A 21,854-nucleotide genomic window follows, 5' to 3' on the forward strand; every position below is an offset into this window, starting at 1 on the left:
CCTATAAATAAGTATGTTGTAACTAAAAAGTATTCTGCATCGCGTTTTTATCAAGGTGCGGTACGCGATGCCGTAGTGCCTGAACGCGGCGGTAGTGCAAACATAATCAACGCCGGAATCAGGTAGATAAACCAGACAGCGACTTCACTAACGCTTGGCGCTTCCTGATAGCCGAAAATGCCTTCCATCAATGTGCCAAACAGCGAATGCGTCGACAGCACACTGCTCAGGTCAAACGCCACATCCTGAAAATGATTCCACAACCCGGCTTCGTGGAAAGCGCGGATCGCCCCTGCGGCAAGACCGGCAGCTACCAGCAAAATGAACAGGCTGGTCCATTTAAAGAATGCCCCGAGGTTGAGGCGAATGCCGCCGAGGTAAATCAGGTATCCCAGAACCACTGCGGTAGCCAGTCCCAGCATCGCGCCTAACGGCGGCCAGATGCCTACATCCTGCTGGAATGCCGCCAGCAGGAAGAACACCGATTCCAGCCCTTCTCGCGCAACAGCAAAAAAGACCATCATCACCAGCGCCCAGCCGTGATGATTACCGCGTTGCAACGCGTTATCGACAGCCTGTTCAAGCTGGACTTTGACGTTGCGGGAAACTTTACGCATCCAGAACACCATCCAGGTGAGGATCACCACGGCAATGACCGCCACGATGCCTTCAAACAGCTCCTGTTCTTTTTGCGGAAATTCACCGGTGGTTTCGTTGATGAAAATCCCTAACGCCAGGCATAACGCCGCCGCCAGCAGAACACCAATCCACATCACACCAATCCATCGACCACGCTGAGTCCGTTTCAGGTAGCTGGCAATCAGGCTGACAATCAGCGCGGCCTCTAACCCTTCGCGCAACATAATTAGAAATGGAACAAACATGCGAAGAACCCTTAAACGTTATTCTCGGTCAATTGATGAAAAGAAAAGTAAATTACAGTGATAGTGATTATCATTACAGCAAAGAAAAACTCAAGCAGAATGTTTTGAGAATGATGACTTAATGTAAACAGTTAGGCGGGTAATGGTTATGCAGGTTTGCGGGGGCGCAATAAAAAGCCCGCGCACGGCGGGCTTCAGGGACAGGAGATAAATTATTCTGCCTGTAAACGCGATGGCGGAGCTGAGTGATAATGCGCGTCAGCCTCGGCAAAACGTTGCTGCATAGCAGTTGAAGGTGCTTTACCCAACAGGCTGAAGACCACAATACCGATGCTGCCGAAAACAAAGCCCGGGATGATTTCATACAGACCCAGCCAGGCGAACTGCTTCCAGACGATTACCGTCACCGCACCGATGATCATCCCTGCCAGCGCGCCGTTGCGGGTCATACGCGACCACATTACCGAGAACAGAACCACCGGGCCAAACGCCGCGCCGAAGCCCGCCCAGGCGTAGCTTACCAGACCCAGCACGCGGTTCTCCGGGTTCGCCGCCAGCGCGATAGACACCAGCGCCACGACCAGCACCATGATGCGGCCAATCCATACCAGCTCTTTCTGGCTGGCATTTTTACGCAGGAATGCTTTGTACAAGTCTTCGGTGATTGCGCTGGAGCACACCAGCAGCTGGCAGCTCAGGGTCGACATAACCGCAGCGAGGATCGCAGACAGCAGAATACCGGCAATCCACGGGTTAAACAGGATTTGCGCCAGTTCAATAAACACACGCTCGGCGTTCTGGTTAACGGCACCGGCAAGCTGTGGGTTGTTGTTAAAGTAAGCAATACCAAAGAAGCCCACAGCCACGGCACCTGCCAGACACAGGATCATCCAGGCCATGCTAATGCGGCGAGCATGAACGATGCTATGGTGGGAATCTGCAGCCATAAAGCGCGCCAGAATATGCGGCTGACCAAAGTAGCCCAGACCCCAGCCCATCAGGGAAATGATGGCAACAAAATTCAGCCCTTTGAACATGTCCACGTTCTCAATGCTCTTTTGTTTAATCACTTCCAGCGAATCCTCGAACCCACCCACACCAATAATAACCATCACCGGCGTCAGGATCAGAGCAAAGATCATCAGGCTGGCCTGGACGGTATCGGTCCAGCTTACTGCCAGGAAACCACCGATAAAGGTGTAAATGATCGTCGCGGCCGCGCCCGCCCACAGTGCTGTTTCGTAGCTCATGCCAAAGGTACTTTCAAACAGACGCGCCCCTGCCACAATCCCTGAAGCACAATAGATGGTGAAAAACAGCAAAATAACCAGCGCGGAGATAATACGCAGAATTCGACTTTTATCTTCAAAGCGACCGGTAAAGTAATCCGGTAACGTCAGCGCATTGTTATTGTATTCGGTGTGTACGCGTAAACGTCCGGCCACCAGCTTCCAGTTGATCCAGGCGCCCAAAATAAGGCCGATGGCGATCCAGCTTTCTGAAATGCCCGACAGGAAAATTGCGCCAGGCAGACCCATCAGCAACCAGCCGCTCATGTCAGATGCCCCAGCGGATAACGCGGTCACGAACGGACCCAGACTGCGTCCCCCCAGAATGTAATCGTCAAAGTTTTTGGTTGAACGCCATGCAATAAACCCTATCAATATCATGCCGAAAATATAGACACAGAATGTCACTAACATCGGTGTGCTAATAGCCATCAAAACTCTCCAAAATTATGTATCAGCAATGTCGTGGCTTGCCGTTTTATTACCCTGCCGGAACGTGGCAAAGATATCTATGTTGACCAGGGCGACCGTATCCTGCCGGAAGCGATGGTTATTCACAATCGATTTAACACACCATTTACATCAAATTTGATCCAGAGTAGATAGCATTTTTCTGTAGGTTGCACTCTCTCACATTTTTTTCGGTTGCACCTTTTAAAAGTGTTAACTACCGCAGAGAAAAAGATTCTGTAATTTTTACAGCCCACATCATAAGACTCATATTTATTAACATCTCATTCATTTCCAAGCTTGCAAACCAAGTCACATTTAACACGGTTGCACAAAGTTGCAACATAGTGGATATTTCTCGGTAACTATCAGACCCGTATTTCAGTACAACAGGAGTAAACGGCATGGGAACCACCACGATGGGGGTTAAGCTGGATGACGCCACTCGCGAGCGTATTAAAACAGCAGCATCACGAATCGATCGCACGCCACATTGGCTGATCAAACAAGCCATCTTTAATTATCTCGAAAGACTGGAAAATAACGACGCGCTTCCTGAACTACCGGCCCTGCTGGCGGGTGCCGCGAATGAGGGTGAGGAGTCAACCACGCCGCAGAATGAAGCGCATCAGCCTTTCCTGGAATTTGCCGAACAGATCCTGCCGCAGTCAGTTTCCCGCGCAGCAATCACCGCCGCGTACCGCCGCGCCGAAACCGATGCAGTGCCGATGCTGATGGAGCAGGCTCGTCTGCCGCAACCCATCGCTGAGCAAGCGCACAAGCTGGCGTACAGCCTGGCCGACAAACTGCGTAACCAGAAGACCGCCAGCGGCCGCGCCGGGATGGTACAAGGTTTATTGCAGGAATTCTCCCTTTCTTCACAGGAAGGCGTCGCACTGATGTGTCTGGCGGAAGCCTTGCTGCGTATTCCTGATAAGGCAACCCGCGATGCGTTAATCCGCGACAAAATCAGCAACGGCAACTGGCAGTCGCACATTGGACGCAGTCCGTCACTTTTCGTCAACGCGGCGACCTGGGGACTGTTGTTTACCGGTCGTCTGGTTTCTACGCATAATGAAGCCAGCCTTTCACGCTCACTCAACCGTATTATCGGCAAGAGCGGTGAACCACTGGTGCGTAAAGGCGTCGACATGGCAATGCGCTTGATGGGCGAGCAGTTCGTCACCGGAGAGACTATCGCCGAAGCGCTGGCTAACGCGCGTAAACTGGAAGAAAAAGGTTTCCGCTACTCTTATGACATGCTGGGTGAAGCGGCTCTAACCGCCGCTGATGCCCAGGCTTATATGGTTTCGTACCAACAGGCAATCCACGCCATTGGTAAAGCCTCAAATGGTCGCGGCATCTATGAAGGGCCGGGTATTTCTATCAAGCTGTCGGCGTTGCATCCGCGTTATAGCCGCGCGCAGTATGACCGCGTGATGGATGAACTCTATCCGCGTCTGAAGTCGCTTACTCTGCTGGCCCGCCAGTACGACATCGGTATCAATATCGATGCTGAAGAGGCAGACCGACTGGAGATCTCCCTCGATCTGCTGGAAAAACTGTGTTTTGAACCTGAACTGGCGGGCTGGAACGGTATCGGCTTTGTTATTCAAGCCTACCAGAAGCGCTGCCCGTATGTTATCGACTACTTGATTGACCTCGCCACGCGCAGCCGCCGTCGCCTGATGATCCGCCTGGTTAAGGGCGCCTACTGGGATAGCGAAATCAAACGTGCGCAAATGGACGGTCTGGAAGGTTATCCGGTCTATACCCGTAAGGTGTACACCGACGTTTCCTATCTGGCCTGTGCGAAAAAACTGCTTGCGGTACCGAATCTGATCTACCCGCAGTTCGCCACCCACAACGCCCATACGTTGGCGGCGATTTATCAATTAGCCGGTCAAAACTACTATCCGGGTCAGTACGAGTTCCAGTGCCTGCACGGTATGGGCGAACCGCTATATGAGCAGGTCACCGGTAAAGTTGCCGATGGCAAACTGAACCGTCCATGCCGCATTTATGCACCGGTAGGCACGCATGAAACGCTGCTTGCGTATCTGGTGCGTCGTCTGCTGGAAAACGGCGCCAACACTTCATTCGTCAACCGCATTGCAGACACGACCCTGCCGCTGGATGAACTGGTAGCCTGCCCGGTCGAAGCCGTTGAAAAACTGGTGCAGCAGGAAGGCCAGGCTGGTCTGCCACATCCGAAGATTGCCCTGCCGCGTGACCTGTACGGTAAAGGCCGCGAAAACTCAGGCGGACTGGATTTAGCTAACGAACATCGTCTGGCCTCGCTGTCCTCCGCCCTGCTCAACAGCGCGCTGCAAAAATGGCACGCTAAGCCAATACTCGAACATCCGGTTGCTGACGGTGAAATGACGCCAGTCGTCAACCCGGCCGAACCGAAAGATATTGTCGGTTACGTGCGTGAAGCGACTCACAGCGAAGTGGAACAGGCATTGCAGAACGCAGTAAATAACGCGCCGATCTGGTTCGCCACACCGCCACAAGAGCGCGCCGCTATTTTGCATCGCGCCGCCGTTCTAATGGAAGGCCAGATGCAGCAATTGATTGGCATTCTGGTGCGCGAAGCAGGTAAAACCTTCAGCAACGCCATTGCGGAAGTGCGCGAAGCGGTAGATTTCCTGCACTATTATGCCGGTCAGGTCCGCGATGACTTCGATAATGAAACCCATCGTCCGTTAGGGCCGGTAGTCTGTATCAGCCCCTGGAACTTCCCGCTGGCTATTTTCTCAGGGCAGATTGCCGCTGCGCTGGCGGCGGGCAACAGCGTGCTGGCAAAACCCGCGGAACAAACCCCGCTGATTGCCGCCCAGGGTATTGCCATTTTACTCGAAGCAGGTGTACCGCCAGGCGTGGTGCAACTGTTGCCTGGTCAGGGCGAAACGGTCGGGGCGCAGCTCACTTCCGATGAGCGCGTACGCGGCGTCATGTTTACTGGCTCAACGGAAGTTGCCACGCTGTTGCAACGCAATATCGCGACCCGCCTGGATGCTCAGGGACGTCCAATCCCGCTTATCGCCGAAACCGGCGGGATGAACGCCATGATCGTCGACTCCTCCGCGCTGACGGAACAGGTGGTGGTCGACGTCCTGGCTTCTGCCTTTGACAGCGCCGGGCAGCGCTGCTCCGCGCTTCGCGTCCTGTGTCTGCAGGACGATGTAGCCGACCATACGCTGAAAATGCTGCGCGGCGCGATGGCGGAATGCCGCATGGGTAACCCGGGCCGCCTGACCACCGATATTGGACCGGTTATCGATGAAGAAGCCAAAGCCAATATTGAGCGCCATATTCAGGCCATGCGCGCCAAAGGGCGTCCGGTGTTCCAGGCCGTGCGCGAAAATAGCGACGATGCGCGGGAATGGCAAACCGGTACCTTTATCGCCCCGACGCTTATTGAGCTGGAAAGCTTCGATGAATTACAAAAAGAGGTGTTTGGTCCGGTACTGCACGTCGTGCGTTACACCCGTAATAATCTGGGCAGCCTGATTGAGCAAATTAATGCCTCCGGCTACGGTCTGACGCTGGGCGTACACACCCGTATCGATGAAACCATCGCCCAGGTCACGGGCTCAGCACATGTGGGGAACCTGTATGTTAACCGCAATATGGTCGGCGCCGTCGTCGGCGTGCAACCATTCGGTGGCGAAGGCTTGTCAGGAACCGGGCCAAAAGCGGGTGGGCCGCTGTATCTGTACCGCCTGCTGGCAAACCGACCGGAAAATGCGTTAGGCATTACCCTTGCCCGCCAGGATGCAGACTACCCGGTCGATGCGCAGCTTAAAGCCGCACTGGTTCAACCACTGGAAGCGCTCAGCGAATGGGCAACCGACCGTCCAGCACTGCGTGCGCTCTGCCAGCAGTTTGGCGAACTGGCGCAGGCCGGAACGCAACGCCTGCTGCCAGGACCCACCGGCGAGCGCAATACCTGGACGCTGTTGCCGCGCGAACGCGTGCTGTGTATCGCCGATGATGAGCAGGATGCACTGGTACAGGTTGCCGCTGTAACTTCCGTTGGTAGCTTAATCCTGTGGCCAGATGATACGTTCCATCGCGACCTGGCAAAACGCCTGCCAGCCGCGGTCTCCGGGCGCATTCAATTTGCCAAAGCGGACAACATCGCCACGCAGCCGTTTGATGCCGTTATTTTCCACGGCGATTCCGATCAGCTTCGCGCACTGTGTGAAGCAGTGGCGGCCCGCGAAGGGGCGATTGTGTCGGTCCAGGGCTTTGCCCGTGGCGAGAGCAATATTCTGCTGGAGAGGCTGTACATTGAACGCTCTCTGAGCGTCAATACCGCCGCAGCCGGCGGGAACGCCAGCCTGATGACAATCGGCTAAGGTTGTGGTTAATTAAGGCTCCGGTAACGGGGCCTTTTTTTATGAAGCCAGAGGGAAGCATGAAACGAATCGTACTGACATGTGCAGCGCTGCTGCTGAGCGGCCAGGCGCTGGCGGATGACTGCGCCAACGCGAACACGCAGATTGAGATGAACACCTGTGCGGCAGAGCAGTATAAGGCGGCCGACGCCAAACTTAATGAAACTTATCAGAATGCGCTGAAGCGCGCCGCTCCAACCCAGCGCGATTTACTGAAAAAAGCGCAAATATCCTGGATAACTTTGCGCGATGCGGACTGTGCATTACTCAGTTCTGGCACCGAAGGCGGTAGCGTTCAGGCGATGATTACCAGCCAGTGCCTGACGGATAAGACCAACGAGCGCGAAGCGTTTCTCGCCTCGCTCTTGCAGTGTGAAGAAGGCGATTTAAGCTGCCCTTTACCACCGGCCAGTTAACGCACGCGGATCCCTTCAATAATCATCCGCTGTACGCTCTCGACCGTTTGGTTAAAAAAGGCTTCATCACGCAGCGTTGCGCCTGTCACCGCCTCTACCTGTGGGGCAAAGTCGGCGTAGTGCTGAGTTGAAGCCCAAATCATAAAAATCAGATGATGCGGATCGACCGGAGCCAGTTTTCCGCTTTTGATCCAACCGGCAATCAGCGCGGATTTCTCATCAATTAGCGTTTTGAGATCCCCCTCCAATTCTGCCATCAATAAAGGCGCTCCGGCCAGCATCTCCATACAAAACAGCCGTGATGCCTGAGGGTAATCGCGCGACACTTCCAGCTTAAGGCGAATGTATTCTTTAATGGCCACCAGCGGCGCAAAATCTTCGCGAAAAGCTTTCAATGGAGCCAGCCAGATGTCGAGGATCTGCCGTAAAACGGCAATATAAAGCACCTCTTTTGACGGGTAGTAATAAAGTAAATTGGTTTTTGACACGCCAGCCTGTTCTGCCACCTGTTCCAGGCGCGTGCCGTGGATCCCATATTGGGAGAAGATATTTAATGCCGCGGTTAATATGGCCTGGCGTTTTGCACTGACGGCCTGCGAACGCTTACCTGTTTTTTTCTCTGCGCGTTGGACCATGCGCCCTCTCCTTCTTGTGAGGGCGTCAGCATACCAAATCACGCGGTGAATGGTTAAATTAAAGCGATTCCGGAGGCGCCTCTTGCGGCTGCGCTTTTTTCTTTTTGAACTTTAGCTCGCTGACCAGCACGCCAACAATAATGAATGCCGCACCAAGCAATGCAAGTAGCGGTAAGCGTTCACCCGCCAGACGGCCAAAGATCCCCGCCCACACCGGCTCACCGGTATAAATAACCGTCGCGCGCGTCGGCGAAACGCTACGCTGCGCCCAGTTCATGGTGACCTGAATAATCGCGCTGAAAATCCCCAGCCCCAGTGCCACCACCAGCAATCCGGTAGACATTGGCGGCACGGTCTCTCCGGCTGGTCCCATCGCAATAAACGCCACTATCGAAGCCGTTGCCAGTTGCACTACCGTTACCCGCCGTACATCCACTTTTCCCGCCCACGCGCTAATCAGGATAATTTCTGCCGCAATCGCCACCGCACCGGCGAGCGTGATCCACTCGCCTTCGCCTAAAGCCAGTAAATTACCTCCCGGTCCGGCAAGAAAAATCAATCCGATAAAGGCCAGTACAATACCGACGCACGGCATCAGTCCAGGCATGCGCCCCAGACACAGCCATTGTAAAAGCGGTACCAACGGAACGTACATCGCGGTAATAAACGCCGATTTACTGCTGGGAATAAACTGTAGCCCCCAGGTTTGCAGGCTATAGCCCAGCGCAATGGCGATACCGATTGCCACCCCTGCTTTGACTTCCAGCCATGTCAGCTTATGCAGTGTGTGTAACGACAAAATCGCGACCGCCAGCGCGGCAGTGGCAAAACGCACACCGACAAAGAAAAAAGGCCCGCTCAGGGTAACGGCATATTGCACCGCCAGAAACGTGCCACCCCAGAACATGGTGATCACAATGAGGATCGCTTCCTGAGGTTTAACAGAAAAGGAATAACGAGAGAGTAATGACATGAGACACCCGATTAACTGAATGTCATTAGTCTGCGTTGCGTTTTGTTACAGTTCAACCTTGCAGACAAAAAAAACCGCCGGAAGGATCCGGCGGCGGTGGCTACGTAACGTCTGTCTCTGACGCTCAGGCGTCACGACATATCTGACAGATAGCCCGACAATTACGATTTGTTGTTGCCGTGGCTATTTTTGCCCCCTTTTTTGCCTGCCTCTGAAGCGCGTTGCGGGTCATTCTTAAAGTTGCCCCCGCTGTGCTGGCCACCTTTTCGACCTGCTTCTGATGCTCTTTCGCGGTCTTCCGCAAAGTTGCCGGAACCGCCCCGATGGTTTGCCATTACTGACCTCCGTCATTGATTAGACATCATATTGCATAGGTACTGAGGAGTGATACCTCACGCAGCGTTACGGGCGAGGCCCTGAAAATAACTGCGTGGGATTAAGCATAGTGAAGCGTGGACTGGGCAGACGCTAACTGTAATATCCTGCAACAGGATCAGGAGTGCCAAAGAAATAATCACCCTAAGAAATCAATAAGTCTTTCTTATGACTACCGAATTCACCCCAGTTAAATATGTATCATTTTGCTACAAAGCAGGTTGTTGTAAAAATTGTTATAAATCAAAGAAGTGATTGTGAAATTTGCACTCCTGACAGTACGTCATATCTTTAAAGGTAGGTAGCGAGTCGCTACGGACACGGTTAACTCGAGGAGTAGTGTAAAATGGCAAAAGTTCTGGTGCTTTATTATTCCATGTACGGACACATTGAAACTATGGCCCATGCAGTCGCAGAAGGCGCAAATAAGGTAGATGGCGCGGAAGTGATTATTAAGCGCGTACCAGAGACCATGCAGCCTGAGATTTTCCTTAAGGCTGGCGGCAAAACACAAAACGCACCAGTCGCAACCCCGCAAGAACTGGCTGATTACGACGCCATCATTTTTGGTACCCCCACGCGCTTTGGCAATATGTCCGGTCAGATGCGTACCTTCCTCGATCAGACTGGCGGGCTGTGGGCCTCTGGTGCTCTGTACGGCAAACTCGCCAGCGTATTCAGCTCAACGGGAACCGGCGGCGGTCAGGAACAAACCATTACCTCAACCTGGACTACGCTTGCCCACCATGGGATGGTGATTGTGCCTATCGGTTACGCGGCGCAAGAGCTGTTTGATGTCTCTCAAGTTCGCGGCGGTACCCCTTACGGTGCAACCACCATTGCCGGAGGCGACGGCTCCCGCCAGCCAAGTCAGGAAGAATTATCTATCGCCCGCTATCAGGGTGAATATGTCGCAGGTCTGGCAGTAAAACTCAACGGCTAATCTTCAACAGGAGGATTCGAATGCCAACTCAAGAAGCGAAAGCCCATCGCGTCGGCGAATGGGCAAGTCTGCGCAATACATCGCCGGAAATAGCCGAAGCCATTTTTGAAGTCGCACATTATGACGAGAAACTGGCGGAAAAAATTTGGGAAGAAGGTAGCGATGAGGTACTCATCAAAGCCTTTGAAAAAACAGACAAAGATTCGCTCTTTTGGGGTGAACAGACTATCGAACGTAAAAACGTCTAGCGCTCAGACTCCCCCGCGAACACGGGGGAGTTTTTCTTTTATTTAGCCGCCTCATTCAGCACGCTGTCGAACTTATCTATCGGGCAAAAACCATCCGCATCTATCGGACATCCTTTCAGCTCAAGCGTTACGCGCTGCGCTGGGGATTTCAGCGTCAGAACGTCTGCATTACGCAACTGCAGCGAGCTCTGATACACATACTCGATTTTCATCAGATCACGATTTGCGTTGCTGTCATGCCAGCGCTGAAAGACAATCTTCCCGCCAATCGGTGTACGCTCGTTCTGATCGTGAAGCTGGTATGGTTTGAAATCCAGCGCGGTGAGCAGCGAAGCGATGTTTGAGTCATGTCCCACCAGCACGGTTATTTTCGGTGCTTTCGCGCGTTCAGTAACCAGCGCATTATCAATATATTTCACCAGAGGTTTGGCGACGTTCTGCGCCACTTCCGGGGAGGTGAACAGGCTGTCCTGATAGCCATTTTTCAGCTTCGACAGAACCTTCCACTGCTGATCCGATTTAATCTCGCCCCAGGCAACCTTGTCCATCGGGAAGCCTTCGTAATACTGCAGCGTGAAGGCATCGACCAGCGAATTCCCCACCTTCAGCGGCCCCGATACGCCTGGCTCCTGCTGATATTTCGCGCTGAACGTATCTTTGGCATCGGTCAGGGAACACTGCTGTTTTTCTTTACAGGATGGAGAGTCTTTGTAGTCGGTCATTTGCTCAAGCAACTGATAGCTATCGTTGAGTTGCATTTTACTACGCTCTTTCTCCATGGCCTGAACGGCCTGCTGGCTGAAGGTGGCGGAATCATCGGTGATCACCGGATTAAAGGTAGGATCCATGGTGCCCATTTTTTCCTGATGATGGACCGGAACATCGCAACCAGGGAAAGCGCCGGTGACAAAGAACTGCGCCGTAGCAACAGTGCGCTGCAGGCTGTTAGCATAGGTATAAACCGTATCCGGTGCCGGACATTCGCCCGATTTCACCATCCCCTGCTCTGCCAGCCACTCTCGCATGTAGTGACCCATATAGATTTCCAGCACACCGCCTTTGGTGGTGAGTTGTCCGCCGGGGACATCCCACTCTGGCCATTGCTTGGGGGTGGACTGTTCAAGAACGCTGCCATTATTGGCTAAAGGTGCACGTAAGTTATGCCGACTCATCATCAATACTTGTTGAAGCTGATACCCTTCCGGCGCGGTCTGCGCCTGCGCGGCGGTTGACCATAATACAGCCCCTGCCACGGCTGCGGCGATTAACGATTTATTCATCCCTACGACCTCTTGTTGTTATCAATCACAATAGAGTGTGACAGAAATATGACATATTTCCGGGAACGCTTTCGCAAAACAGACCATCTAGCGTGTCGTTTTAACACCAAACTCGGTTTCGAGTTTACGAATGCCAAGAGGTGTGAAGATGACGTGGCGGCTGCCCTGTACTGTTTTTATCCATCGCTGTTCACTGAACCAGCGCAGCAACGTTGCGCCAAGCACACCACCAGGATGATAACGTCGCTCGCTCCAGTCCAGACAACCGCAGGTTAACTTCCGCCGGGATGAGCCAGCAGTGAGGACAATCCCCATCAGCGCCAGCTTTTCCCGTCCAAGTGACGTCAGCGTTTCGCCATCCGGCGTTAACCACTGGCGGGAAACCAGCGTATCGAACAGCCTTACCGCCACCTCTCCGGCGAGATGGTCGTAGCAGGTGCGGGCATGCCGCAAGCTTAGCGGCGTAGTAATTTTTCGTGGTACGGATGTGCACCACGCCACGCCCATCAGGCGCTCCAGCAGTTCGGCGATATCGGGACTCGCAAGGCGAAAATAACGATGCCTGCCCTGCGCCAACGCCACAACAAAGCGTTGTTCGCACAGACGCGCGAGATGCGCGCTGGCGGTCGACGCGGACACATCCGCCACAGCGCTGAGCTCGGTCGCGGTCCAGGCACGGCCATCCATCAGGGCGCACAGCATACGCGAGCGCGACTTATCGGCCATTGCCGCCGCAGTAAGCGCCATTCTCGACTCCAGATCGCCCTCTTCTTCATGTAACATCACGGATGCCATAACGACCTCATTGCCCCTGAATCACTGAATTAACGATGCCATGAAAGTCGCGCAAAGTCACCGAACCGGTCACATAGCACGCAGCATCATCTCTGTACCCAACCCGACCAGACAAAACAGAAAACAGCGTTTAAACACGAGCGGAGAAATAACCCTTCGCACACGGGTTCCTATCCACTGGCCAATAAGTGCAGGAACAATGGCCAAAGCCGACAAGCTTAAAGATTGTACGGGCAGCGCGTTGTGCCACCACAGACCCAGCGCCAATGCCAGGGTCGAAAAGGTAAAAGAGATCCCGAGCGCCTGTACCAGTTCATCTTTCTCAAAGCCCAGGGACTGGATCCAGGGTACGGCGGGTATCACAAACACCCCGGTTCCGCCGGTCAATAAGCCGGTCACAAATCCAATAACGAAGGAGTACGGTTTTTCACGCTGCGGGGCCACCGTGATTTTCTTTCCCGCCAGCGTCCAGATAGCGTAGGCCACCAGCGCCACGCCGAGCGCAAACTGAGTTCGGGTGGTGTCGCCCCCGGTAATCCAGGCGCTGGCAAGCAGAGTCGCCACTACCACTGTCAGCAGCATTGGCCACAGTCGTTTGAGTAATTGGCGTGTATTTCCACCACCGCCAAACTGGAACAAATTGCTTATCAGCGAAGGCAATAGCAGCATAGCCGCCGCCGCAACCGGTGAAATAAGCGATCCGAGGATCCCCATCGCCACGGTAGGTAACCCCATACCCGTAACGCCTTTCACCATCCCGGCGAGGACAAATGTGGCGGCAATCATCATCACCAGGGAGGATTCAAATGCGTATACATTGGCCATTCTTTATTTTCCCACAAAAAAAGATAAGCCAGATTAAACGCAACTATGAATACTTGCTTCGTCGGTTGACGAAATATGCCATTCAATTATTCGCAGATAATCACTTCGCTGCGGATATTGCGTGCACAATATAAGGTTCCATCTGTCAAATACAATTGATGAAAGCGCGTGTTATCTGGGATGTTGTGTAAAAGGGAACGCTCAGTATCAATGAACTCTCGTTGTATCCGATAATGAACCGCATCATCAGTTTCAAAGGAAACGTATTCCCGTTTGGTATATGGTTTACTTTTTAATTTCACATACACAATGTATTGCACCGTACTGAATGTCAGTCCAGTTTTTGCAGCAATCTCTTTCAGATTTAGTGGTTCAGAAGACGTATAGAGTGTTTGTACCTGTTCAATACGTTTTTGATTGTAGGCGGATACCCGCAGGCTGAGTTTCAGTCGATACGCCATATTGCGCACAACCGTAATATTAGTGTGAAGCATCCCCGCAATCTGCTCCGTCGTGAGAACGCCTGCGTTTTCACGCAGGACGGCCAGACTCTCTTTATTCCACCTGAATGCCATATAGTGTTTCTCTTTGTATCGCGTTCATCGGGCGGCCAGTCGCGCAAACGTTGCATCTAACTCAGGCGGTTTCCGCATCCCCTGGTGTAATTCCAGTACACGACCATCCCTGTCAATTAACACAGAGGTTGGCGTGCCGATGACCTGATAGCGTTCCTGGGAAATCTTAAGCTGATCGCGGAGTACCGGGTAAGAAACCTGATGTTTCGCCAGTAAGTCATCTATGTTAACCGTTGCCGGATCGGTATTCACAGCCACGACCACAACGTTATCGCCCCACTTTTTACTTAGCGCTTCCAGCGCGTCCATTTCGGCAAGACAGCCACCGCATCCCGCCGACCAAAAGTTTAGATAAATAGCCTTTCCACGCCAGCGCTCAAGCCCAGCCTTCCCCCCCTGCAGGTCGAATGTTGCCAGCGCCGGGGCTTGCTGCCCAACCACCAACTTCTCTTCTTTACATCCACTAATCAGAACCAAAATGGCGAAAGTTAATACGTTAATCCAGCGCATGTTGATTAGCCTCCTCACCGTGATATTTGCCATGCTGCAAACGGATAATACGATCGGCAAATAACCCCAGCGCCGGATTATGCGTCACCATCACAATCGTGCGCCCCTGCCGATGCAGGTCAGTGAGTAGATCCAACACCCGCTGTTCATTCTCTTCATCGAGGTTACCCGTAGGTTCATCGGCAAAAATCACCGGCGGCTCATTGACCAGCGCCCGGGCAATGCACACCCGTTGCTGCTCTCCCCCAGAAAGTTGACTCGGCAGGTGCGTTACTCGATGCCCAAGACCGACTTGTTCCAGAACCTTCCTGGCCGCCGCTTCATCTACCACGCTATGGTAGTGTTGCGCCAGCATGATATTCTCCAGCGCGGTTAAAAACGGGATCAGATGAAACTGCTGGAATACCAACCCTATTTTCTCAGCGCGAAAACGGCGACGCCCCTCTTCATCCAGTGCGGCAGCATCAATCCCATCTAAAAACACCTGACCTTCTGTCGCGGTGTCCAGGCAGGTCAGAATATTCATCAGTGTCGTTTTACCCGAACCAGAAGCGCCCATAATCGCGACAAACTCCCCCTGCACTATTTGCAGGTTGATGTCATCTAAGGCGGTAACATCGCCGAACCGTTTATATAAATGGCGGGTTTCAATCGCCATTGATGGGGTCTGCACAACGGACATGGCGTTACTCTCCTTTCAACACTTTTGCGGGTTCGATGCTAACCGCGCGACGGACCGGAACAATCGCCGCCAGAATGGCGACCAGTAAAGATAATGTCAGGGTGATGGGCAGCACTGGCCAGCGTAGCGATATTGCGGCATTGAATACAGTCAGTCCCAGTAGTTGGGCCAACATGTACCCTAAGATCCACCCACAAACCACTGCAGCCAGCGCGATAATGCAGGTTTCAAGGAGAATTTGCCGGACAATATCACCGTTGCTGGCCCCCAACGCTTTTTGCAGCGCAAATTCCCTTGCCCGCTCACCCACAATGGCCATCAACGTGGTATTCACACACAAAGATGACAGCGCAAGGATCACAACCGATACCAGCCCCATTAACCCTTTTATTTTATCCAGTACCTGTCCTTCTGATGCGGAGACTTTCCGTATTGGACGGATCTCCAGATCCGGGTATTGAGCCTGCAATCGGCTGGCATAGTTTTCCACCTGACCGACATCGTTACTGACACTCAGCAGCCCATGGCTGATTTTATCGGGCTGATGCAACCACGCCTGCGCCACTTCAAGACTCACAATTAGCATGTTATCTGTCGCATCACCGGCTTCAACAATGCCTTTTATCTGTAAGTTTTTGCGCTGATTGTGATCCACCAGGATGATGTTATCGCCCGGTTGGACGTTAAGACGCTCAGCCAATTTGATGCCAATCATCGCATTGCGATCGTCAAAGCTGACACCAATCCAATTCCCCTGAACCTGCCAGTACGGCACCAGCTTTTGCAAGGATTCAAACCACACGCCGACAATCACCACCTTCTCCAGCTCGGTACGCGCCATACCGTAAAGCCAAGGACTGGCTCCGTGAACCAGGCCTTGCGGTGCCTGATCTAAAATAGTCTGCAACGCTTGCTGCGGCATGCCGGAGCCATGGCCTGGCCCGATGTAGAAATTTGCGCCAAAGGTCCGCAATTCTTCACTCATTTTGGTATTGATGTCGAACCACACCGCAGATAGCGCGGTCACAATGGTCGCCCCGACCATCAATGCGGCAAATACTACGCTAACTCGCTGAAAACGCAGACGCAGTGCCCGCCATACCAGCAACCAGAGCATCGTACGTTTAGCGGCCATACAGCACCTCCACAGGATACAGGCGGGCAATACGGCGGGCCGGGAACCAGGTGCCAATCAGGGCAATCAGGACCGCAATAACCAATACACATGGCACCACAATCCAGGCAAAATTCAATGGCGCATCAAATAGCATCAGGCCAATCGCTTTCGCCATTCCCCATCCAGCAACACATCCCAATGCCCCTCCGGCCAGTCCACTGGACGCGGCTTCAAGATAGAACAACAGCATGATTTGCCACTGATGCGCGCCAAGCGCCTTCATCAGGCCGATCTCTTTAGCGCGTTCCATAATGGTGCTGGTCATAAGTGACGCAATTCCCATAGCCGAAGCTGCCAGTGCTGCGACGGTCACTACGGCCATCAGCAACTGAATTTTATCGATTACAACCCCCTCAGATGCAGCAACCTGCCACACAGGGCGAACTTCTGCACCGGAAATAGCCTCCTCCAGTTGATGAGCAATGGACGAGACATAGGCAGTGCAGTACCAAAGGTCGTACTCTTCAGCATTCAGTGCATCGAGATTTTCACGCGCCCTACGCGACAATTCATTTTCCGGCACCGTCAGCGCTGAGACACGAATGGCCTGTACTTTGCCGGGTAAATCCAGCAACGTTTGCGCCGTGCTCAACGGCATAACCAGTTGGTTATCCTCGTCCCCGCCGCTGGAGAGAATGCCGCTGACGGCCACATTCAACGTTGTATTGCTGGTACGGATCACCAGTTTATCGCCTGGCTTCCAGCCCGTTTGTCGTGCCAACGCATGCCCTACCAGTGTTTGAGGAGCATCACCAGCAGGCTCTTGCGGCCAGTGGCCTGTCACTTGCCAGAACGGGCTTACCGTTTTTTGCCCCGTCTCAAACCCTTCTTCATCTGGAATATCTACCGGTTGGCTGAAGAAGGTGCCGAGAATACGTACTTCTTTGCCGTTAACGTCGACATCACCGCCAAGCATAGGGGCAAAGCCGACAATGTTGTTGCGCCAGAAGATATCCTTAATGTTGGGGAGTTCCGCTTCATCAAGGAAATCCTGTCCTGATAGTGGATTACTGTTTTCACTGAAAAGTGCAGGAAGCGCCGCCTGTCCGGCAGGTTCAATCAAAATATTGGCACCATAGGACTTCAATTCTCTGGACATTTTATCGCCAATATCAATCGACACCGCCAGCAGGGCGGAGATAAGGCTGGACGCAAGAAAGACGGTCATAATAGCCAGCCCCTTGCGTCGGAGATTACGCCCCCAGGATTGTCGTAACATTCTCCACAGCATTGTTACTCCTCCCTCAATTCAGCAGGGACGAACTGTTCCGGGGTTTTACGGAAGCGATCGTAATTGGCCTCGGACGAGAAAAACCAGGTTTTGCCACCATAGCTGTATTTGTAGTCAGCAGAAGTATTGGTCAATGTGGAACCATCAACCGGGTCGGTCACCTTGATGGTCATGACCGTCGAGAAGTAATTCACGCCAGCAGCCAGCTCTTTACCTGGGATCACCAGCTCTTTCTCATCATTACGCCAGTTTTCAATTGGCACAGGATTGCAACCACCAGGTTTACCAATCGAAGGAATGAAAATGTGTACCCCGCATGCCACGCAGATAACCTGATTACCTTCCATCACGTAACCCTGATCGCCGCACAGTAGACAGGCATCAAAAACTACCCCCAAACGCAACTTGTCGGGATAACGGTTAATCACGAAAAAACGTACCGCTTTACCATCATCAGCCACCCAAACAAAGCGGTGCAGCTTGCCATCACGGAGTCGTTCTATTGGCAGATGAACCATGCCATCACTGGCAAGTTGTACCGGAATGGCTTCTGACAACTGCGGCGGTTGAGAGGCGACTTTTTCCCACCACAGTTGTCCGGCGATCACCACCACCGCACAACCTAGCGTGACCAGCCAAAGACGAAACGCATTTCGACGATGCGCCAGCGCCAGTCGATAAGCAATCGGCTCATCGGCTTTACGCGTCTGGCGGAACGCGCATAACAACGCCGGTACCCAGCACAGTGCCAGAGCAAGTAATAGGGCGGCCCCCAACCAGTTATACATCGCCGCGTTGTTTGTCACTTTGGCCACGAAACTCAATAGCGATTTCGCCAGCGGTAGCACCTGCAGTTTCATTAGCAGTAGCAACAAATTACCGCTTAATGGCAGCCAAATCATGACCATCAGAATCAGCGTCAACGGCCAGTAGAGTCCACGAATACGACGCAACAGCATGGCGCTCAGTACCCCAACCAGGCAGAGGATCGCAAATGCCAATAGCATTGCCGTCAGATTCAACAGCAGATCGGTATTTAGCACATGGGTGCTGGTTAATCCGCCGAGATTGGGATCCAAAGCCCAATGTCGGGCTGCGCCAAACACCAAAATCCCCTGCCACAGGTAGCGAATGCGCTTTGATACCCACCAGAAGCTCAACACAAACAGCAGCGTAATCATCACTTCTGTTCCAACCAGCAACAATTGCACTGGCTGCGAGCCACGGAGGGTAAGTCCCACCAGCACGCCAACGATTAAACCTGTGAGTAAGGTCCAGACGAGTGGGCGCAAAGAAGGGGGATCGATGCGACTCCAGAGAACCCCGGAGAGCAGCGCAATGCAGAAAAAAACCTGTAGCGTCGTGACAAAAAAATAACTCATAACATCGACTCTGTACGGCGGATTGAATGATGTAACTATCCAGGTACATCGATAATTTAGAGCCAGCCCATCAGGGGGATAAGTTCGCGGTCAGTTAAGACATGAGCAGCGCAAAACAAATCGTGGGTACACTTCGTACGTAAGATTGTGAGCACTGCCCGGTCCAAAATGGCAAATCAAGCAGCCTGATGGAAAAGCGCTTAGTTCAGGCCGACGTATTTAAATTCATAACTCACGTCAAATGGTTTCCACCAACGACCAACGCCGGTCTCACTGTCTGTATGACGGTGCATACCTGCTTTTGACGGCGGTTCGATGTGATAGGTCACTTTATAGTTACCCACCCCCATCATTTTGATGTTCGCACCGTAATGAGGGCCATCGCTGGCAACCATCGGCATGAACGTACCTTCTTGTTTTTCACCCGTATCACTGTTAATCAAGGTGTAACTGATAGTCAGATAAGGGATCCACTCGCCTGCGCCAAAACCATTTTTACTGCCTTCCACGGCATGAATATCCGCCTCAAGGTGAATATCGGCTTTTGCTGCCGGTAATCCCATGCCACGCGGTTCCATATCGATTGGCTGCAGGTAAACAGCGGCCAGTTCCATCTCATTCATGGTGACAGGCTCACCTGCCGGATACTCCTTAAAGGCAAACGCTGCCGGAGCAGTGAAAATACCGGCCATCACTGCACTGGCAATCAGGGTTTTCTTCATGGTCATCAGACATATCCTCTCGTCTCAAATAACAGCTATAGATTAGTTTTTATCGTTTCCCCAGGAACAGTGCTTTTCCTCCGCATCACCCACAGCGCCGCCAGCGCCGCAAGTAGCAATATGGCCTGCGGTAATAACGTTTCCACGTAGGGATAAATTCCCAACCAACTGATTTCGGGGAAGCCGTTAATCAACGTTGGCTGGAACAGCTTACCTTCCACCAGTTCCAGAACCCCTTTGCCCGCAAATACAAAGGCCATCAGGTACATAAAACTGCCGGTAAACATAAAGAACGGCTTCAAAGGCAGGCGTACAACCGAGTAGCGCATAATGAGCCAGGCGACCAGCAGAACAACACAGCCGATAACAAAACCTGCCGCAATCGCCATATGCCCAGAAATATCATTCGCATCCCCGATCAGGGCGTAGTAAAACAGCACGGTCTCCGCCCCTTCGCGGTAAACCGCCAGGAAACTGGTAAGCCACAGTCCAACCAGTGAACCACGGGAAAGTGAGTGGGACAGTTTCCCTTCCAGCCATGCTTTCCAGTGGCGAGCCTCGACTTTAGACAGTAACCAGTAGCTCATGAAGAACAGCATGACGACGGCAATCAGCATCGTTACGCCTTCCAGCAGTTCTCGGCTGGCGCCGGAATTCGTGAACAGGAGTTGGAATATCACAGCGGTAATGACGCTGGCGAATAATGCAACAATCACCGACTGGCGAATTAACGGAAGCTTATCCTGGTGATTGTTTTTCACCATATAAGCCACGATGGCCGCCACAATAAGCAGGGCCTCCAGTCCTTCGCGGACAATGATCATCAGGCTGTAGAGCAGCAGGCTCCACTGGGTTTCTACTCCTTCTCCCAACATCACCACCGCTTTTTGTAAATCCTGCTCCAGTGCGCTGGCTTCGGCGTTGAGTCTTTCCACTGGCTGACCCGCTTTCATCAGACTAACCAGACGCGTGAAGTAAGCCTCCAGCGAGGTTTTAAACGCCGAATCGCGAGAACCGATTTTGTTTTCCATACCGCTAGCTTCAAAGCGGTCAAAATAACTGTCTTGCACATCCAGAATGGCATTCTTCGCATCGCCCTCCTGGTAACGGGCAATCGCTTTCTGAATACTTTGATGGATACCCAACGAGACGGCAGCCCAGTCTGCGCGGGCTATATCATCCTGTGTCGTGGGCGTATTCCCCGTATTTTGCACCGCCGTGACCTGCTGTTCGTCACGGGTAGTAGGCAAACCAGGCAGAAGATCCTCAATATCCTGTAACAACGTAGTGACCTGATAAGAGACATCATTAAGGCGATCTGGCTCTGCGGTGAGCGCAATCAACGCAGAAAATTGCTGGTTAATCGCAGCAGCGTCTTTTGCCGATCGATTCTGTCTGACCGACATTTCCATCTCTGAGTTTTTAAAACCCTGATAGTGCGCTTGTTGAACGTTTTGGCTGGCTACGCTTAAATTCCCGGCCTGATAGTTATTTACTGCCTGGGCCAACAAATCGTCGATAACACGAAAACTCTCTTGCCAGTGTACGGCGATATCTGTCCTGGAAAACGCATTGTGCTGCTCTTCGGCAACCAGGCGATGTCCGCCATCTAACACAGGTTCAACTTCGCGCAGCGAGGCTTTGAGCCAGTCGATTTTAGACTGCACGTCAGAGAGCGATTTTTTTGCGCCAATCATGCGACGGATCTCACCAAAAGCGCTTTCCATCTCATAACTTTTGCTGGCGGAAATGTTGATTCGAATAGGACCTTCAAGGTTTTCAAATACCTCAAAGTAGGCCATTTGCACCGTTCGCCGCGCTTCATCAGTTTGTTGCTGAGAGTAAAGTTCTGCTGTTTTATCAAGACGTTGCTCAATATCCTCAATGAATGGAGCATAGTTTGTTGCGGCCCATACATGAAGGCTTACAAGCAAGCTACACAAAGTGGTCAGCAGGAAAACACAGAACTTACGCACGGTACGCATCCCGTAAAATACAAATGATAATTATTATCATTATCGATTTTAGCTTGCGTTGTACATGACCTGGATCATAA

General features: G+C 52.6%; 20 protein-coding genes. 4 read left to right on the top strand and 16 right to left on the bottom strand.

All coding sequences use genetic code 11. The features are described 5' to 3' along the window. Positions 1-50: 50 nt before the first annotated feature. Positions 51-884 (bottom strand): iron uptake transporter permease EfeU, encoded by an 834-nt coding sequence (efeU, locus tag OGV85_RS20705; RefSeq protein ID WP_003036041.1) that lies wholly within the window; start codon positions 882-884, stop codon positions 51-53. 212 nt (positions 885-1,096) lie between these two features. Next, a complete protein-coding gene (putP, locus tag OGV85_RS20710; protein ID WP_003036036.1) occupies positions 1,097-2,605 on the bottom strand; it encodes a sodium/proline symporter PutP in 1,509 nt (502 codons plus the stop codon). A 422-nt stretch (positions 2,606-3,027) separates the two neighbouring features. On the opposite strand from putP, the gene putA reads away from it, so the two are divergent. After that, complete coding sequence (gene putA / locus OGV85_RS20715) at positions 3,028-6,990, top strand: trifunctional transcriptional regulator/proline dehydrogenase/L-glutamate gamma-semialdehyde dehydrogenase (RefSeq protein WP_061547844.1); 3,963 nt, start codon at positions 3,028-3,030, stop codon at positions 6,988-6,990. Between the two features lie 59 nt (positions 6,991-7,049). After that, entirely contained in the window at positions 7,050-7,445 is a 396-nt protein-coding gene (locus OGV85_RS20720) for a lysozyme inhibitor LprI family protein (protein ID WP_003836811.1), read from the top strand. Here OGV85_RS20720 and rutR read toward each other — a convergent pair. From rutR to OGV85_RS20735, 3 genes are all read right to left on the bottom strand, one after another. Beyond that, complete coding sequence (gene rutR, locus OGV85_RS20725) at positions 7,442-8,080, bottom strand: HTH-type transcriptional regulator RutR (RefSeq protein ID WP_003036026.1); 639 nt, start codon at positions 8,078-8,080, stop codon at positions 7,442-7,444. The two genes, OGV85_RS20720 and rutR, sit on opposite strands and share 4 nt — an antisense overlap. 58 nt (positions 8,081-8,138) lie before the next feature. Then, positions 8,139-9,053 carry a DMT family transporter gene (locus tag OGV85_RS20730; RefSeq protein WP_003036024.1) on the bottom strand — a complete coding sequence of 305 codons (915 nt, stop codon included), beginning with the start codon at positions 9,051-9,053 and terminating at the stop codon, positions 8,139-8,141. 161 nt (positions 9,054-9,214) lie between these two features. Beyond that, positions 9,215-9,388: a con-10 family general stress protein gene (locus tag OGV85_RS20735; RefSeq protein WP_003036022.1), complete on the bottom strand. Its 174-nt coding sequence runs from the start codon at positions 9,386-9,388 to the stop codon at positions 9,215-9,217. A gap of 386 nt (positions 9,389-9,774) precedes the next feature. Here OGV85_RS20735 and wrbA point away from each other — a divergent pair, with 386 nt between their 5' ends. Together wrbA and OGV85_RS20745 are read left to right on the top strand one after the other, a co-directional pair. Further along, positions 9,775-10,371, top strand: coding sequence for an NAD(P)H:quinone oxidoreductase (gene wrbA, locus OGV85_RS20740; RefSeq protein WP_003036019.1), 597 nt, complete (start codon positions 9,775-9,777; stop codon positions 10,369-10,371). Positions 10,372-10,391: 20 nt separating this feature from the next. Continuing rightward, positions 10,392-10,619 carry a YccJ family protein gene (locus tag OGV85_RS20745; protein WP_003036015.1) on the top strand — a complete coding sequence of 76 codons (228 nt, stop codon included), beginning with the start codon at positions 10,392-10,394 and terminating at the stop codon, positions 10,617-10,619. 38 nt (positions 10,620-10,657) lie between these two features. On the opposite strand, the gene agp is transcribed toward OGV85_RS20745, so the two are convergent. The 11 genes from agp to OGV85_RS20800 form a co-directional block, all read right to left on the bottom strand. Continuing rightward, on the bottom strand, positions 10,658-11,899 hold the full coding sequence (gene agp / locus OGV85_RS20750) for a bifunctional glucose-1-phosphatase/inositol phosphatase (RefSeq protein WP_048219139.1): 1,242 nt from the start codon (positions 11,897-11,899) through the stop codon (positions 10,658-10,660). Positions 11,900-11,986: 87 nt separating this feature from the next. Further along, complete coding sequence (locus tag OGV85_RS20755) at positions 11,987-12,694, bottom strand: ArsR/SmtB family transcription factor (protein ID WP_048219141.1); 708 nt, start codon at positions 12,692-12,694, stop codon at positions 11,987-11,989. A gap of 69 nt (positions 12,695-12,763) precedes the next feature. Next, a complete protein-coding gene (locus tag OGV85_RS20760; RefSeq protein WP_061547843.1) occupies positions 12,764-13,519 on the bottom strand; it encodes a sulfite exporter TauE/SafE family protein in 756 nt (251 codons plus the stop codon). Between the two features lie 86 nt (positions 13,520-13,605). Further along, positions 13,606-14,094, bottom strand: a complete 489-nt coding sequence (locus OGV85_RS20765; RefSeq protein WP_003036005.1) for a hypothetical protein — start codon at positions 14,092-14,094, stop codon at positions 13,606-13,608. A 24-nt stretch (positions 14,095-14,118) separates the two neighbouring features. Then, on the bottom strand, positions 14,119-14,604 hold the full coding sequence (locus tag OGV85_RS20770) for a TlpA family protein disulfide reductase (RefSeq protein ID WP_003036003.1): 486 nt from the start codon (positions 14,602-14,604) through the stop codon (positions 14,119-14,121). Beyond that, the gene (locus tag OGV85_RS20775; protein ID WP_003836817.1) at positions 14,591-15,286 is read right to left on the bottom strand and encodes an ABC transporter ATP-binding protein; all 696 of its coding nucleotides are present in this window, start codon (positions 15,284-15,286) and stop codon (positions 14,591-14,593) included. The genes OGV85_RS20770 and OGV85_RS20775 overlap by 14 nt, the downstream gene beginning before the upstream one ends. A gap of 4 nt (positions 15,287-15,290) precedes the next feature. Continuing rightward, the gene (locus OGV85_RS20780) at positions 15,291-16,421 is read right to left on the bottom strand and encodes an ABC transporter permease (protein WP_003836818.1); all 1,131 of its coding nucleotides are present in this window, start codon (positions 16,419-16,421) and stop codon (positions 15,291-15,293) included. Further along, positions 16,411-17,694 (bottom strand): ABC transporter permease, encoded by a 1,284-nt coding sequence (locus tag OGV85_RS20785; RefSeq protein WP_003836819.1) that lies wholly within the window; start codon positions 17,692-17,694, stop codon positions 16,411-16,413. Before OGV85_RS20785 ends, OGV85_RS20780 begins: the two co-directional genes overlap by 11 nt. Positions 17,695-17,696: 2 nt before the next feature. Further along, the gene (locus OGV85_RS20790; protein ID WP_016149897.1) at positions 17,697-19,076 is read right to left on the bottom strand and encodes a Fe-S-containing protein; all 1,380 of its coding nucleotides are present in this window, start codon (positions 19,074-19,076) and stop codon (positions 17,697-17,699) included. Positions 19,077-19,276: 200 nt separating this feature from the next. After that, entirely contained in the window at positions 19,277-19,804 is a 528-nt protein-coding gene (locus OGV85_RS20795) for an iron transporter (protein ID WP_003035987.1), read from the bottom strand. Positions 19,805-19,833: 29 nt separating this feature from the next. Continuing rightward, the gene (locus tag OGV85_RS20800; protein WP_048219145.1) at positions 19,834-21,783 is read right to left on the bottom strand and encodes an FTR1 family iron permease; all 1,950 of its coding nucleotides are present in this window, start codon (positions 21,781-21,783) and stop codon (positions 19,834-19,836) included. Positions 21,784-21,854: the final 71 nt, after the last annotated feature.

Source organism: Citrobacter sp. Cf132 (assembly GCF_030333885.1).
In the GTDB taxonomy this organism is placed as follows: Bacteria; Pseudomonadota; Gammaproteobacteria; order Enterobacterales; family Enterobacteriaceae; genus Citrobacter; species Citrobacter freundii.

Excerpts from the sequence above, each read along its gene's own strand:
- OGV85_RS20775 (WP_003836817.1), bottom strand. The coding sequence starts at position 15,286 with ATGTCCGTTGTGCAGACCCCATCAATGGCGATTGAAACCCGCCATTTA.
- OGV85_RS20760 (WP_061547843.1), bottom strand. The coding sequence starts at position 13,519 with ATGGCCAATGTATACGCATTTGAATCCTCCCTGGTGATGATGATTGCC.
- putP (WP_003036036.1), bottom strand. The coding sequence starts at position 2,605 with ATGGCTATTAGCACACCGATGTTAGTGACATTCTGTGTCTATATTTTC.
- OGV85_RS20745 (WP_003036015.1), top strand. The coding sequence starts at position 10,392 with ATGCCAACTCAAGAAGCGAAAGCCCATCGCGTCGGCGAATGGGCAAGT.
- OGV85_RS20790 (WP_016149897.1), bottom strand. The coding sequence starts at position 19,076 with ATGAGTTATTTTTTTGTCACGACGCTACAGGTTTTTTTCTGCATTGCG.
- OGV85_RS20765 (WP_003036005.1), bottom strand. The coding sequence starts at position 14,094 with ATGGCATTCAGGTGGAATAAAGAGAGTCTGGCCGTCCTGCGTGAAAAC.
- OGV85_RS20735 (WP_003036022.1), bottom strand. The coding sequence starts at position 9,388 with ATGGCAAACCATCGGGGCGGTTCCGGCAACTTTGCGGAAGACCGCGAA.
- agp (WP_048219139.1), bottom strand. The coding sequence starts at position 11,899 with ATGAATAAATCGTTAATCGCCGCAGCCGTGGCAGGGGCTGTATTATGG.
- OGV85_RS20780 (WP_003836818.1), bottom strand. The coding sequence starts at position 16,421 with ATGGCCGCTAAACGTACGATGCTCTGGTTGCTGGTATGGCGGGCACTG.
- OGV85_RS20720 (WP_003836811.1), top strand. The coding sequence starts at position 7,050 with ATGAAACGAATCGTACTGACATGTGCAGCGCTGCTGCTGAGCGGCCAG.
- putA (WP_061547844.1), top strand. The coding sequence starts at position 3,028 with ATGGGAACCACCACGATGGGGGTTAAGCTGGATGACGCCACTCGCGAG.
- OGV85_RS20785 (WP_003836819.1), bottom strand. The coding sequence starts at position 17,694 with ATGCTGTGGAGAATGTTACGACAATCCTGGGGGCGTAATCTCCGACGC.
- rutR (WP_003036026.1), bottom strand. The coding sequence starts at position 8,080 with ATGGTCCAACGCGCAGAGAAAAAAACAGGTAAGCGTTCGCAGGCCGTC.
- OGV85_RS20770 (WP_003036003.1), bottom strand. The coding sequence starts at position 14,604 with ATGCGCTGGATTAACGTATTAACTTTCGCCATTTTGGTTCTGATTAGT.
- OGV85_RS20755 (WP_048219141.1), bottom strand. The coding sequence starts at position 12,694 with ATGGCATCCGTGATGTTACATGAAGAAGAGGGCGATCTGGAGTCGAGA.
- OGV85_RS20795 (WP_003035987.1), bottom strand. The coding sequence starts at position 19,804 with ATGACCATGAAGAAAACCCTGATTGCCAGTGCAGTGATGGCCGGTATT.
- wrbA (WP_003036019.1), top strand. The coding sequence starts at position 9,775 with ATGGCAAAAGTTCTGGTGCTTTATTATTCCATGTACGGACACATTGAA.
- OGV85_RS20730 (WP_003036024.1), bottom strand. The coding sequence starts at position 9,053 with ATGTCATTACTCTCTCGTTATTCCTTTTCTGTTAAACCTCAGGAAGCG.
- OGV85_RS20800 (WP_048219145.1), bottom strand. The coding sequence starts at position 21,783 with ATGCGTACCGTGCGTAAGTTCTGTGTTTTCCTGCTGACCACTTTGTGT.
- efeU (WP_003036041.1), bottom strand. The coding sequence starts at position 884 with ATGTTTGTTCCATTTCTAATTATGTTGCGCGAAGGGTTAGAGGCCGCG.